This is a genomic window from Haloarcula marismortui ATCC 43049 (genome assembly GCF_000011085.1).
In the GTDB taxonomy this organism is placed as follows: domain Archaea; phylum Halobacteriota; class Halobacteria; order Halobacteriales; family Haloarculaceae; genus Haloarcula; species Haloarcula marismortui.
In genome coordinates, this window is the sequence record NC_006395.1 from 1 (window position 1) to 13,334 (window position 13,334).

7 protein-coding genes are annotated in these 13,334 nt (G+C 53.3%); 3 read left to right on the forward strand and 4 right to left on the reverse strand.

Features of this window, described 5'->3' with window-relative positions; genetic code table 11:
* Nucleotides 1-582: 582 nt before the first annotated feature.
* Nucleotides 583-3,069, forward strand: a complete 2,487-nt coding sequence (locus RR_RS02285; RefSeq protein WP_011222501.1) for an Ig-like domain-containing protein — start codon at nt 583-585, stop codon at nt 3,067-3,069.
* A gap of 69 nt (nt 3,070-3,138) precedes the next feature.
* Here RR_RS02285 and RR_RS02290 read toward each other — a convergent pair whose 3' ends face one another.
* From RR_RS02290 to RR_RS02300, 3 genes are all read right to left on the reverse strand, one after another.
* A complete protein-coding gene (locus RR_RS02290; RefSeq protein ID WP_137440601.1) occupies nt 3,139-4,518 on the reverse strand; it encodes a sulfatase in 1,380 nt (459 codons plus the stop codon).
* A 235-nt stretch (nt 4,519-4,753) separates the two neighbouring features.
* Nucleotides 4,754-6,499, reverse strand: a complete 1,746-nt coding sequence (locus tag RR_RS02295) for a hypothetical protein (protein ID WP_137440602.1) — start codon at nt 6,497-6,499, stop codon at nt 4,754-4,756.
* Between the two features lie 766 nt (nt 6,500-7,265).
* Nucleotides 7,266-8,243, reverse strand: a complete 978-nt coding sequence (locus RR_RS02300; protein ID WP_011222504.1) for a glycosyltransferase family 2 protein — start codon at nt 8,241-8,243, stop codon at nt 7,266-7,268.
* Between the two features lie 384 nt (nt 8,244-8,627).
* Here RR_RS02300 and RR_RS02305 point away from each other — a divergent pair, with 384 nt between their 5' ends.
* Nucleotides 8,628-10,115: a right-handed parallel beta-helix repeat-containing protein gene (locus tag RR_RS02305; protein WP_011222505.1), complete on the forward strand. Its 1,488-nt coding sequence runs from the start codon at nt 8,628-8,630 to the stop codon at nt 10,113-10,115.
* 558 nt (nt 10,116-10,673) lie between these two features.
* On the forward strand, nt 10,674-11,891 hold the full coding sequence (locus RR_RS02315) for a glycosyltransferase family 4 protein (protein ID WP_011222507.1): 1,218 nt from the start codon (nt 10,674-10,676) through the stop codon (nt 11,889-11,891).
* Nucleotides 11,892-11,910: 19 nt separating this feature from the next.
* Here the strand turns inward: RR_RS02315 and RR_RS02320 are convergent, their stop codons facing one another.
* Complete coding sequence (locus RR_RS02320; RefSeq protein ID WP_011222508.1) at nt 11,911-13,119, reverse strand: glycosyltransferase; 1,209 nt, start codon at nt 13,117-13,119, stop codon at nt 11,911-11,913.
* Nucleotides 13,120-13,334 lie beyond the last annotated feature (215 nt).

Sequence of the window (13,334 nt, forward strand, 5' to 3'; positions counted from 1 at the left end):
CCGCGATTCACCAGAGCCAATGAGTCAGAATACAGTCACAACTGTCCATACCACATTATCCGGATACTGTAGGGTCCCGGGCGGTGCCAACCCGTTCAACACGGATCCGGCTTGGTATCAGACCGAGTTAATGACTTCCTACGACTGACTGCAGTGTCCTGTACTCGACCATACTGACCAACTAGACTGCGCGGGCATCTACTCCCGAGGTAGGAGGTTCTTACCACCATCCTATATTGATAACTTAAGTTAAGCTAACTGCCTCCAAGTATCTCTAATTGGTAAATAAAACAGGGCAAACTTACTTCGACTGGTAGCATCAGTAAATACGGGACCTCCACCAGCGGTGAGTGTGATGAATACCGAATCGGAGCAAAGTAATGAGTTACTAACGGAAGAAGCGGAGGGAGAAAAAGATCGGAACAAACCACTAGACGGGGACCGACAAGGTACGATTAACCGCAGGGAATATCTCAGAGCTGGTGCTGTCACGGTCGCCGCGCTCGTTGGTGCGAACAGCGTTACTGCAACCGAATCGTCACAGCAGACGCAGTATATGACTGATTTCAGTGAGTACGCGCTATGACTGAAGACATAACCGAACACGGTGCGGTAGCGAACCCAGACGACCCCTCGTTCGACGCGGCGAAACGTAACTGGAAAGCAGTGCTTGACGCGGCAAATGCCACCGGGGACGGCGGCGAGATTTATGTCCCTGAGGGAACGTTCTACTTCGCCCGTGATAGTCGGTCTTCGTTCTTTGAGTTCGGCGGGCAAGAACCCGCTGGGATCTCGATCACCGGTGCTGGTCCAGAGCGCTCAGCGTTAGGGGTGAGCAGACACACTGACTCGTCATCCCACCCAATACAGACAGGGTTCTACTACGACGATGGTGTCGATCACGGCACGGTCACGATCCGTGATATACGGCTGGACGGAAACTACGAGAACCTACCAGACCTTCGCAGTGCTGGTGGGGGTTCTCGATGTATGAATATCGCTGGTAGTGGAGATGTACACTTCTCGAATGCACATATCCGTGGCTGGTATCAAGAGGCAATCCTTGGCCGGGACGTGCTACGGACCGTTGACCGGTGTACGTTTGAAGAGAACGCCATAGCGGACCACAATTATTCGGGCGGCGGACACATCGGCCACCACATCACTACCCATGCAAGCGAGGGTAACCCCCTCAAGGTGACGAACTCACATTTCATCGACTGTTCAGGGAGCGCAATAGATGTTCGGTTTAACACCGGCGAGATACGCATGCAGGACTGTTACGTGACAGGGACCGGTGCCAACCTGTGTAAATTGAGTGCTTCCTCGCTGTTCGATGTCCGACGTGTCTATCATCGTGCCAACACCCCATCACTCGAATCGAAGCTCGACGAAAAGACGGGTGAGAACTTCTATGGCCGATGTTTCATCAATAGGCTGTCCGATCGCACTGGTGGCGTGCCGACAGTGTATCTTGAGGATGTCGAAACCAGAGACCACATGGGATACGCTATCCAGGCTGCCGAAGGGCAACTGAACCTTCAGGGAGACAACTTTGCAATCCACAACGCAACGTTCGAACTAGCTGATGAAGTGTTCCGTGACCGTGACGGAGCACACTTCTCCGATGTGGCTCTCGACCGCGTGTCAGTGCACAATTGCGAGCAAGCATTGTTCGGCACGCAGGACTCGGACGGGGCTATCAAAACGCTCGCGCGTGATGGGAACGGCGGTCTTGGCGATACCGGCGCGATCACAATAGAGGCTGACGAGCAGGGTGCCAGCCCGCTCACACCCAATGTTCCGGCTGCATCTGATGTCGGTATCAACTCAGCGTCCGATGACTCTGGGGGGGACACGACCACTACCTCCGAGCCACCGTTGTTCGATCACTGGACACCGCAGTGGTTCAGTTCCACGAGCGATTGGGGCGTTGATACCGGGTCGGAGTTCGCGGGAGAATCTGCCCTCGCTTTCGAGAACACTGACGGGAATCGCACTAGATATGCCATATCCGCGGACGATGTCGGCCAACCGGGCGACGTTGAGGTACTGGATAAGTTTCGAGTCCCCTCGTTCGCCACGAACGCGGAATACGGGTTCCACGCTCGGGTGTATCTCCGTGCCTCCACGGTCAACCGAAGGGCCAACGGCTACTGGATAGAGATAGAAGATCGTGCAGACTCGTTCCGCCTCGGCAAATACACCGACGGGAATACAACAACGATAGCTCGGTTCGGCACGCCACAGGAGAATGAGTACTTCTACAGACGGTTCCGTGTGGAGGGGTCTGAGCTGAAAGCCAAAGTGTGGCCCGCTGGGACTGACGAACCCACTGAGTGGGACGTTGTCGAGACCGACAGCGACCACACTGACGGCTGGGTCGGACTGGGATCGTTCGACCCGCAGCGCGTCGAAACGGACGTCTTCAGCGCTGTGACTGGCGGTGCCACCGCTCAATTCCCAGACTCCGAGACGACAGAGACGGCACCGTCCGTCTCCTGGGCAACGCCGACCGACGGTGAAGTAACAAGTGGCGAAGTGACGTTACAGATCGCAGCGAGCGACGAGGAGGATACTGCAGACGCATTGACCGTAGAACACCGTATCGGCGATGCGAGCTGGAATGTGGCCACTTACAACGCTGAGACGGGATATCACGAGAGCACGTGGGACACGACGGGAGTTGATGGGGGCGACTACCAACTCGAAGCGCGTGTAACAGACTCTGCTGGAAACAGCGCTACGGCCTCAGTCACCGTAACCGTAGACAACGGGACGGCTTCGAACCCCCCGAAGATCGAGACGATGGATGTGACCCGGACCGATATTGATGACTGGTCACGATTCGATGTCGACTGGACCGTAACGGACGCCGATGGGGACCTCGATATGGTCGTCACGACGCTCCTCTCTCAGGGAACAGTGGTGGCTGCCGATAGCACCCGTGTCAGCGGGGACCGGGTCAGTTACACGCACCGATTGCGAGACCGCGGTCAGGTCGACGAACTTCGGATCACGGTCAACGATGTCGAGAACCAAGTGGATAGTCTGAGCGAAACGCTGTAGTCCACCTCCCGTTGTATTTAGCTCCCCGTTTGCGGGGCGAAGTTGCAGTGTATATCCTCAAACGGTTCGTCACTCTTTGTAGCCGAGTTTGCGGAGTTGGAGTCGGACGTTCTCGGAAATCTCGCCATCAGTAGCAGCAACTTCGGCGTTTGTCACCGACTGCACGTGGTCGTCCAGAGCGCCAGCTAGCCTGTCGTAGGCGATAGACTCAGTCTCGTCTGGTTGGTTGATTTTCTCTGGTTCGGAGTTGCGCCTACAAAAGAGGTCCTCGCCCGTCTCCAGATCCCTGATGAGCTTATACTCTCCATCAGTTCCCATTAGTCCGCCGTCTTCGTGATCGTAGCTCTCAGTGAAAACAATCCTGTCACTGGTAGCGTCAAAGTCGTACCCGGCGATATCGCGCCCGTCAACTGACTTGGGTGCCTCGATACCGGCTCTGTTCAATATCGTCGGGACAAGGTCGATATGTGAAACCGGGCTTTCTATCTCGCCACCACTGATGTCGGGTCCATCTATCATCATCGGAACACGAATATTCTCCTCATAAAGAGCGCTTCCCGGATGAAAAACACGTCCCTTCTCGTTGAACGCTTCGCCATGGTCCGACGTGAACACAAGGAGTGTCTCCTCTGAACCGATCGTCTCGTCGAGTCGCTCAAGCAGGTTACCAAGTTGCCGGTCGAAATACTCGATTTCACCACGATACAGACGCTCAAGGGTGTCTATATCGCCCTCGGCGGCCTCGGACCGTTGTTCGTTGACTTTATGAAACAGTTTTACCGCCCGCCTCCGGCTGATTCCCTCACTGACTGTCCCTTCATGTGGATAGTACGGATTGTGCACATCCATATAATGAGCCCAGATAAACACGGGCTTAGACTGCCGTTGGGTCCAGTTGACGATATGTTGATTCAACTCTTCGGCCGGCTTGTAGAGGTTACTACCAAGCTGAATCCCTAACCGTTTACCGGCGTTCTGGTAAGTCCAGTAGATGAGATCTGAGAGTTCCTCGGTAGCGACAGCCCGTTCCACAGCCGTATTAAACAGTGATGTGAGCCGGGACTCTGTGTCTCCATCGTCTCCACTGTCCCGACCCAGATAATAGTCGAACCCTCTATCGTAGTTGTATGTCGGGCTCAGATATGTGTTCGAGTGGAAGCCACCCGTGGCGTACCCCTCTTCAGACAATCGCTCCGCAATATGCACTCGGTCCGGGTCAAATCCTGTCTCCGCTGATTCGAACGTCCAGGGATAGCTCCCGCTCAGAATTGAGAGAAACGACTGCTTCGTGTATGGTGCGTTTGCGTACGCAGTGGAGCAAGTGAGCCACTCTTCAGTCATCCGTGGAAGCGTTTCGAGCGAGGCAGGAGCTTTCGGGCCAGAAACATAGTCAGCACGCAGCGAATCGACAGTAATGAAAACGATATTTTTCATTGCTATCGCCTCCACTGGGGGGAGCTGTATCCCTCGAATCGAATCCGTTCACCCTTCGATAAATAGTCCTCCGTGTTGCCCCAATATGGATCCAGCATGAGCGACTTAACAACTTTTAAGAAAATAATTATATGTTTCCTAACCGAGTTAAACTTCTGCTTCGGTGCTATGTCTATCTGATAATACTGTAGATCGGTAGCTCCTCTTACTCTTCAGTCGTATACACCGTATTTACTGGTTCAGTGTGGAGTCAGTTCGGACCCGTTGTTGCTCTGTCAGTCGCGGTGGCATTAACGAGGTACTGCGTATAATCTCCGTTATCATACAGTCGGTTGACCGTCTGGTCCCGTTCAAGTTGATCGAAATCACCAGGTGTGTATCGCCACCGGTCGCGGTAACCCGGGAACAGCTCTGGATACGTGATGCGGCCCTTGCGCGTGATTGTAAGGTAGTGGTCGGACTCGTAACTACTCCCGAGATACTGTCGCGTGGTGTAGTTGAAATGACTCGGCGGTGTCCCTTCGTCGAAATTGTCCGGTGTCTGAACACCGTTCCGATAGTCGTGGTGTCGGTGAAAAGTGATTCCGAAGCGGTCTAGATTTTCGGTGGCCTCTCCATGACCCATCAGCCACGCGCTCCCCTCAAGTTCCATCTCGGTTACCTGTGGATTCCGTTCAGAACTGAGCGGTGATTTATACACGCTAAACGTAGAAAGACTTGCGAGCAGTAGGAGAATCACCACAGCTGCCGGCCAGAACCCTCCAGTCCGTCCGATCCGTCTCTCGCTCCAGTCGATCTTTCTCCATCCGACATACAACAGCTGCCCGACCAAGATGATAGCGCCGATCTTCGCGATCTGGAAGGGTCGGTTTGGCGGGACGATGAGGTCTGAGACTAAAAATAATAACCCTCCGAAACTGAATACGACCACCGTCCCGATAAGCATCCCAAGGTGTGGTGTAGGGGTATATCGGCTTTTCCAGACCAGAAACGCTGCAGCGACTGTGAATGCGAACCCGAGACCGAACAGCATGAACTCCACGCCGTACTTGAATGTTATCACCCGGAGGATATCAATGAGGGCCGGCGACGACTCTTGAATGGTGCTCTGATAAGCGGCCACTGGCGGTTCTCCTTGGTTGACACCGAACAGGGTAGCGTAGATTCGCTTGAAGCGCAAAAGGATACCCGCGTACTGCGTGTACCACACTGCAAACAATGCCACTGAGAGCGAAAAGAGGTTTTTTGTTGTGGGGAGGGTGCCGTCCATACTCGGAATGTGATTGCTGCCGCGATAGAGGACAAATACTCCAATGACAAAAAGCGCAGTTAGCGGGTGATAGAAGGTCTGTGCGAAGAGTGCGATCACGAATGCGGCTCGGGTGACAGGTGTTGCGCTTTGATCGCTCTTGAAGAGAAGATACAACGAGAACGGTATCAGCATGATACTCAGTGCGAAGGGGCGGAACCCGAGATGTGCGAATCGAAGCACAGGGAGCATGACGAACGGGAGTCCGAAGAGCATCTGTCGTCGGGAATCGAACACGGTCCGCAACAGATAGAACATCGCTCCGTAGTACAGCAGAGAAAACATGGGTGACAGAACCATCACGACCGTCGTCCAGTCGAGACCCGTTGCATTGGAGACAGTAACGGCCAGAACGTGGGCCGGCGGGTAGATATTGGCGCCAATTTCGCCGGTGACGACAAAATCACGCATGTACCCGAGATGCGACATCGGGTCTTCCCGCCCATACATCTGATACCCACGCAGGAACGGCATGAGAAAGAGGATCAAATTAGAGAGGACCATGAGCACGAGCGCCGGTCGCCACGTCGTATCCGCAGGTTCAGCTGCGCTCAAGAGTATGACGAGACCGCCCACGAACAATGCCCCAACAATCGAGACCCAAAAATACGACGGGAGCGTTCCGTAGATAGATATTTCATACTTGGTTGCCGATGGCATCGCAGAAACGACTGCGACTGCGATCATGAGCAGCCCCGTCCCAAGGAGCGTAAGCAATTCGAGGTGCCGGGCTCGACTCATTGATGTCGCTCCATGGAACATCGCTGGAAGAGCCACATCGTCGGGCGAGAGGAATCTCCTTGATCAAGAGCATCAGATGATCCTTTACTTGATCGTGCTTGCATATGTTCCACTTTCCGAATTGCATACATTGTTATGCGATCATTTAGATGTCTCCACAGGGCCGCCTGAAGAATACGAGGTCCGACCCGCGAGGGATTCCGCTCACGTCCAGCGTGCTTATTTGATGATGCTTGAACCCACGGACTGAAGCCCTGACTGCTTCTGCGTGTCTGTCTATCCACGGACAGGAGGATGCCGCTCCGCCGCAAAGTACCAGTTTCGAATCAACGGATAGGTGATTACTGAAGCTACGTGAATCAATCAGAGCATGATTCTCCGTAATATACCGTTATCAACCGATGTCCCATATGGAAACAGACGATCAGCGCTGGTAGATGGGATGCTAGCGACGAACGTCCTCAACGGCAGAGCATGGACGACAAAAACTTGCTGGCAGATCACATCGCATCCTCCGTCGAACTCCAAGAGCAACGGATTACAGTTATTCTGTGCGAAGCCATTCCGTCTGCATCACTGACTGTGACCTGGTCTGTATCGCCATCTCTCCAGGTCTGAAATGAAAACGATAGCAGCGGTTCAGTTGATAGGATGGCGCAGTGTCCGGTTTCCTGACAGTGTGTATTCGCTGCCATATGGCAGTCGTGAGCATTCAGGTACCGGAAGCAGGACCGTTGGTTACCTGCTGTCGGAGGGAGGCAATCGATTCATAAGACCACTTCCCACCCAGCGACGCGAACAAATGTGGATACACTGGCCAGTACAAAGGGTTTGCCAGCGCGGATAATAAAAAATACTTCCTGGCTTCCTTGTAGCGGTCGGCTCTAACTGCAGACCGTGCCAGCGAGCGGCGCATTGTGGCTTTGAACATCCGCTCGTAGTAAATTCCGTACTCCGCCGCAACCCAGTCGTGCTTCGAGATGAGCATTGGATACGCCACATCTCGCTTCTGTTCATATTTTTTTGTAATGCTGCCAGGGAGTCCAGTCTGACGGTACGTCAGCGTCTCCCGAACTGGCCGGAAGTGTGTGTGCTGTGCAAGGCGGAAGAACCACTCACGATCTTGCCAGGCAGGCAACCTCTCGTCGGGTAATCCTGCAGTTTCTATGACTGTTGTGTCGACCATAACCGAGGAAAACTGACCAAAGTTCGTGCCGGTCAGGAGATCCTTCATTACGTCGCCCGATGCAACTGGTGTCGACACTGTTGTGCCCTCCGGCCCGTCCTTCCGAACGCCAGTGTACACAACACCGGTCTCCGAGTCAGACTCCTGAAATGCTTGAACCTGCTTTGTGATCTTCGTCTCGTCCCACTGGTCGTCATCGTCCAAAAATGCGACATATCGGCCGTCAGACGCTCTAATTCCCGTATTTCTAGCAGCGTTCGCTCCTTGGTTCTCGTCATGGCGAAGGATACGAAACGAGTTTTCCACCGTCGGATCGAATGAGTCCAGCGTTTCCCTAACAGGGGTCGGAGATGCGTCATCGACGACGAACAACTCAATGTTGTCATACGTCTGCTCTAGAACACTCTGGATGGCGCTCGATAACCTTTCGTTCCGGCCGTACGTCGGTATGATTGCGCTCACGAGCGGTGTTGTCGCTTCGTCAGTGTCCACGGACTCATTCATGTGGCTTCAGTATCGGTGGTCGAGACCGACGGTGTTCACTATTCGGCGCCTACTATTGCCGTCAAACGGGAAGACACTGTTTGGAGATCTCGCTAGTACCGGCCGATAAATCTCACCTGCTGGAGAAGCACCCCCGGAATCAAGAAAAAGGTCCTAACCGAATATTACGCACACGCCTGAAAGCGATACCGATACTGGAGTTGACGAGGCCGTTAGATGTGTTCCGTCTGATGAAGAATGCTACTCCCATCATCGGATGTAAAATGGGGTTAAGAAGGGAATAACAATGCTGTCAATCACGGCATATGCGAGTATGCTTACTAGGACCGTATCAAGTGATGTGCTCTCCGCTGGTACATAACTTGGTCTACACGTGCAAAAACAATGACTGATGACTCAGGGTTGGCGTCGCAGATCGGCCGACGGAAACTCCTTGCCCTCCTTGGATCAGCTGCGGTCACTGGCGGTGTCGTCCATGAAGTGTTTGGGAGTCGGTTTACTGGGCCCAGTGAGGAGCCGCTGGTCAGCGTGGAGGGGACGCCGGAGACAAAACCAGATGGAGAAAATGCGCCAGAACCGAATGGGGAAAACATCAGGGATCACGGTGCGAAACCGAATCCGACTGATCCGGGCATTGAGGCCGCAGAGCGGAATCTGAATTCCCTCCAAGCTGCTGCTCAAGCGGCTGGTGCTCACGGGTCGATCTACGTTCCAGAGGGAACGTACTATATTGGCCGTAGAGGAGCGCAGTACGAACCATTTAATCGGATCGGTGCCGACGGGGATATGCCACCCGGCATCTCAATTTATGGGGCCGGCCCACAAGCCTCGGAACTCGCTATTACCGAACGACTTCAGGCCGGGTCGCACCCGGTTCAAACGGCCTTCCGTTATATGGATGATGTGAACCACGGGACGGTCGTTATTAGGGATATACAGCTCAACGGGAACTATGAGAATCTCCCAAATCTTCGCGATTCCGGGGGCGGATCCAGGTGTATAAAAGTCGGTGGCAACGGGGACCTCCACATATCGAACACCCACATCCGCGGCTGGTATCAAGAGGCTATCCTTGGCCGTGATGTGCTACGGACTGTCAACCGGTGTACCTTTGAGGACAATGCCATTGCCGATCACAATTATTCCGGTGGCAGACACATCGGTCACCACATCACCACGCACGCGAGCAATGGTAATCCACTCAAAGTGACAAACTCCCGTTTCATCGACTGTTCCGGGAGCGCAATAGATGTCCGGTTTAATGCTGGCGAGATTTCTGTCAGAAACTGCTATGTGACTGGCACTGGTGCGAATTTTTGTAAGCTGAGTGCCGCATCTCTACTGGATGTCCGCCGTGTCTACCACCGCGCAAACACGCCCTCGCTTGAGGCCAAGCTTGATGATACCCCCGGACATGAATTTGATGGCCGACAGTTCATTCAGCGTATATCCGCCAGAGCGGACACTCCACCGACGGTACGTCTTAATGATGTCATTACAACAAATATGACAGACTATGCGCTCCAGTGTCGGATTGACGAGATGACCATCGAGGGAGATATGATAGCAATCGCTAAAACGAACATGCGGGAGGACAATGAGGTTATTAGAGACCGGGGCCCTGGATTGTTCTCGGATATCGATATCGGCCGGCTCTCAGTCCATGAGTGTAATGGCATGGTGTTCGACCTGAACTCATCAAGTGGCACTATCCGGACATTGGCGCGGAACAATAATCAGGGAGGACTCGGCAACACAGCTGATCTCACGGTCGAAACGGATGCAAAGGGACAAGAGCCGTTCAAGCCATCAGTGCCGTCGCCATCGGCTGTCGGAATCAACACTGCGTCACACTCAGTTGTCTGGAGGTGAATTAGTATGACCGGACACAGACTCACCGCCAGTCACCGAACAGATACCGTCCATAATTATCAGACAACACGATCATGAATGGGTCAGACACCGGGATCAAAGGCTTGACGCTCGCATCACCAAAATCGGACACGGAGCCTCGGCTCCGCCGTTTTCTGCTGATTTATGTCATCGTACTCATATTGCTTTCGCTGGCGATGTGGTGGGTCGGATTCACGACGTTCAGTGTCTACTATGTCCTCGCCTTCCTGTGGTTTCTGGTCCTGAGCGTAATCCTGATTTCACCGGAGGCCGATATGAAATGGACCCACGGTCTTCGATGGGCCAAGTGGATCGGTTGGGTACTGCTCATGTATGTACTCTTTAGACGTGTAATGCCCATTCTGGGATGATTCAACCCCTTTTTTATAGGGGGAGAATCGGCTCGAAATCCAAAATAAACAGCTGGCTCAAGACGTACATAGTTTTATTTGTTATTGTCTATCTTCTAATCCGTACATCGAAGAAAGTCCGAGTACCGGATGCATACTTAATGAGACCCATTGCCAGTTAGCATTCATGTACGATGCGGTCATAAGCGCGATGAACCACCCAGACCCCTTTAATCCCTACATGGGGTTGTTCAACTTCCGTTCCATCAAGGCGCTCAGTACGACAGACGCCAGTCTGGATGTCGTTACTCCTCGTCCGAGAGCGCCCCCGGTGGGCCCCTATTCAGAGTTCAGTGATATACCGAGTCGACATGATTACAGTTCTCACGAGGTCCATTATCCTAGATTCCTCTACTTATTACCACAGAAGATATTTAAATACACGCTGTCATCTCGTTCGTTTTCGGAAATGCTTCCGAAATATATTTCAACGAACTTTGAGACACCAGATATCTGCCATGCTGGCCACATTCATTACGATGGTTACGGGTTGATTCCGTATTGTAGGACAAACGACATCCCACTAACAGTCATGGGGCGTGGGAAGATTTTGAATAATTTCTATGACCTCTCACAATTAAGTCGGAAGAAGATCAGAGAGACTCTCAATTACGCGGATGGCATCTTTTGTGTGAGTAAATCACTTGCACGTATCGCTAACAATATCACGGAAGCTCCGAAAGCGACTGTACTCCCCAATGGGGCGAATCCATCGCGGTATCCAACAGATAACGAGGCAGCGATTCGGCGGGAACTGGGAATCGATCAAGAGACTACGCTCATCATGTTCTGTGGCGGGTATACGGAACGGAAAGGGATCAATGAAATTTGTGACGCTCTGGATAGCATTCGTAACGACGACATAGCCTTCGTTTTCGTCGGTCATTACGGTGATCTTCGGACAGACCTCATCGGCGAACTCAAGGCTAGTCACCACGAGAATTATCGGGTCCTCTGGGAAGTCCCGCCACTGGGTCTCCGCCGTTGGTTCGCTGCCGCCGATATTTTCATGCTCCCAAGCCACGCAGAAGGCCGACCGAACACGATATACGAGTCGATGGCCAGCGAAACCGCGGTAGTAGCCTCTGCTGTGTCCGGTATCCCAGAACAGGTTGTGGACGGAGAAACAGGTCTCTTGATCCCGGAGAAAGACTCCAACGCACTTACTACTGCTCTGAACAGCCTCATTGACGATTCAAAGGAGCGAGAACGAATGGGGACAAACGGTAAGCAGCGGTTGATATCGAAGGGCTGGACGTGGGAGGCGCACGGTCAACGACTTGCGACTCTCCACGAATCAATCATCAATGACGGCCAGCTTCCCGCGTCCGAAGTCCTGGGCTAGTACATAACAGGTAGTGCTGTTAAGATGTGAAGACGTGCTCTTCTAAGAACTGCTCGTACGCATCAAACACGGGTTTCGGCGAGAAGTCGTCGGCGCGGGACCGCAACCGATCAGAGTCGGGCGGGTCAGCGAGCGTGTCACAGACTGCGTTGGCTAACCCATCAATATCGTCCATTGGGACAAGTGTGCCGTGCTCTCCATCGGAGAGAATTTCTCTGGGGCCGCTTGGACAGTCCGTCGACACGACTGGGCATCCAACCGCCAAACACTCGATCAGGACCGTCGGTAGCCCTTCATACCGGGACGAGAGGAGAAAGACATCTGACTTTCTCATATATCGATACGGGTTATCGACGAATCCGGGAAGAGACACGGTGTCTGACAACCCCAGTCGCTCGACTGTCGCCTGAACTTGCTCTCGGCACGGTCCTTTTCCCGCGATGATTGCACGTGCGTCGGGGTTCTTGTTGACAATCTTCTCGAACGCACGGACCCATCCATCCAGATTCTTTTGCCGTGCGTGTCGCCCAACAAATAGGACGACATCTCGATCGTTGCCTTCTACCCACTCGTGTTCGACTGGTTGGCTGGCCCGCTCACGAATCTGTTCGACATCCACAGGGTTGTATAGGACTGAAATATCCGATCGTTCGACTGGTGTTCTGTCAGTGAGGCTGTCCGCGACGCCTTCAGAAACACTGACTATTTGATCCGAAGCGGGGTAAAGCCGGGGAACGATTCGTCTGACAATCTGGTCTTTCGGTGTCGCCTCGACTTCGTGTCCGAACGCAGAGTGTTGCGTCGGAATCACAGCAGTATCGGTGTTGAGGAACCGATTGATAGCGAGTGAGACAATGCTCGGGTGTTCGAGATGTGGAAATAACGCTGCCGGCTTGCGTTTATTCAAATATGTAGCCAGAAACGGCAGGTGTGCGGCCACCCCGACCACTGGCGTCGTCGATGGTGGGAGCTCGACGATAGACACCTGTTCTGATAACTCTGATCGGAGTTCACCGCTTGCCCGTGACAATAGAAGATCAATGTCGTATCCTCGGGTGGCCAGTCCGTTCGCAATTGTGATTGCGACCTGCTCTGCACCGCCGACGGAGAGGTCTGGAATGAAGAATGCCAGCAGCGGTCTGTCGCCATCTGTCGCAGTTGAAGTGTCTTGTTCGGGGACTGTCGAGACAGCAGAACCAGTACCGTCTGAAAGCGTCGACTCGTCCATTATCGTGTTGAACCCGTCAGATAGCCTTTGTTAATCACTGGGTTCCAGAGTTGAATACTAAAAAAATATCTTCAGTTCACGGATATTGTTTCGGTCAGTTTCCGCCGCAAAGAGATTGCCGCCCTGTGGCTCCACTCCTCTCCTGTGCAAGCGAGCAGATAGGGATGGACAGGACGATTGAACGAGTTGGCACGAAAGGCCAGTAAGAGATGCTT

What these genes read in the sequence shown, in the direction of transcription:
- RR_RS02300 (WP_011222504.1), bottom strand. Translation starts at nt 8,243, where the DNA reads ATGAATGAGTCCGTGGACACTGACGAAGCGACAACACCGCTCGTGAGC.
- RR_RS02295 (WP_137440602.1), bottom strand. Translation starts at nt 6,499, where the DNA reads ATGATCGCAGTCGCAGTCGTTTCTGCGATGCCATCGGCAACCAAGTAT.
- RR_RS02285 (WP_011222501.1), top strand. Translation starts at nt 583, where the DNA reads ATGACTGAAGACATAACCGAACACGGTGCGGTAGCGAACCCAGACGAC.
- RR_RS02305 (WP_011222505.1), top strand. Translation starts at nt 8,628, where the DNA reads ATGACTGATGACTCAGGGTTGGCGTCGCAGATCGGCCGACGGAAACTC.
- RR_RS02320 (WP_011222508.1), bottom strand. Translation starts at nt 13,119, where the DNA reads ATGGACGAGTCGACGCTTTCAGACGGTACTGGTTCTGCTGTCTCGACA.
- RR_RS02315 (WP_011222507.1), top strand. Translation starts at nt 10,674, where the DNA reads ATGTACGATGCGGTCATAAGCGCGATGAACCACCCAGACCCCTTTAAT.